At 42.8% G+C, this 1236-nt stretch carries 1 protein-coding gene; it reads right to left on the bottom strand.

Features of this window, described 5'->3' with window-relative positions; genetic code table 11:
• Positions 1–49: 49 nt before the first annotated feature.
• The gene (gene tuf, locus DPV95_RS10335; RefSeq protein ID WP_005635637.1) at positions 50–1234 is read right to left on the bottom strand and encodes an elongation factor Tu; all 1185 of its coding nucleotides are present in this window, start codon (positions 1232–1234) and stop codon (positions 50–52) included.
• Between the last annotated feature and the right edge of the window lie 2 nt (positions 1235–1236).

The following is a 1236-nucleotide window of genomic DNA, read 5'->3' as shown; positions in this document are numbered from 1 at the left end:
ATCTTTCGATACGCCTTCTTAATCTAACTTGTTACAGTTAATACATCAATTATTTGATGATTTTCGCAACAACACCAGCACCTACTGTACGGCCACCTTCACGGATTGCGAAACGTAAACCTTGGTCCATCGCAATTGGGTGGATTAAGCTTACTGTCATTTTGATGTTATCACCAGGCATTACCATTTCCACGCCTTCTGGTAATTCAATTGTACCAGTTACGTCAGTTGTACGGAAATAGAACTGTGGACGGTAACCTTTGAAGAATGGAGTGTGACGACCACCTTCATCTTTTGATAATACGTAAACTTCTGATTCGAAATCAGTGTGTGGAGTGATTGAACCTGGTTTCGCTAATACTTGACCACGTTCGATTTCTTCACGTTTTGTACCACGTAATAATGCACCGATGTTTTCACCTGCACGACCTTCGTCAAGTAATTTACGGAACATTTCAACACCAGTTACAGTTGTTTTCGCTGTTGGTTTGATACCTACGATTTCAACTTCATCACCAGTGCGGATGATACCACGCTCAACACGACCTGTTACTACTGTACCACGACCTGAAATTGAGAATACGTCTTCGATTGGAAGAAGGAACGGTTGGTCAATTGCACGCTCTGGTTCAGGAATGTAAGTATCTAAGTGGTTTGCTAACTCAAGGATTTTTTCTTCCCATTCTGCAACGCCGTTTAATGCTTGTAATGCAGAACCACGTACGATTGGAGTATCGTCACCTGGGAAATCATATTGAGAAAGAAGTTCACGAACTTCCATTTCTACTAATTCTAATAACTCTTCGTCATCTACCATGTCGCATTTATTTAAGAATACGATGATGTAAGGTACACCTACTTGGCGACCTAATAAGATGTGCTCACGAGTTTGTGGCATTGGACCATCTGTCGCTGCTACTACTAAAATAGCACCGTCCATTTGCGCCGCACCGGTAATCATGTTTTTAACATAGTCCGCGTGTCCTGGGCAGTCAACGTGTGCGTAGTGACGAGTTGGAGTATCGTATTCAACGTGTGAGGTGTTGATGGTGATACCACGCGCTTTTTCTTCTGGCGCGTTATCGATTTGGTCGAATGCACGAGCTGCACCACCGTAGTGTTTTGCTAATACGGTTGTGATTGCTGCTGTTAAAGTTGTTTTACCGTGGTCAACGTGGCCGATTGTACCCACGTTTACGTGCGGTTTTGTACGTTCAAATTTTTCTTTAGACATTT

This window comes from Haemophilus parainfluenzae, from assembly GCF_003252755.1.
GTDB classification, from domain to species: Bacteria; Pseudomonadota; Gammaproteobacteria; order Enterobacterales; family Pasteurellaceae; genus Haemophilus_D; species Haemophilus_D parainfluenzae_N.
The sequence above is the reverse complement of the archived record's forward strand: the minus strand, read 5'-3'. Positions and strand labels throughout refer to the sequence as shown.

Bases quoted from the DNA above. Each gene is read 5' to 3' on its own strand.
- tuf (WP_005635637.1), bottom strand. From the start codon at position 1,234: ATGTCTAAAGAAAAATTTGAACGTACAAAACCGCACGTAAACGTGGGT.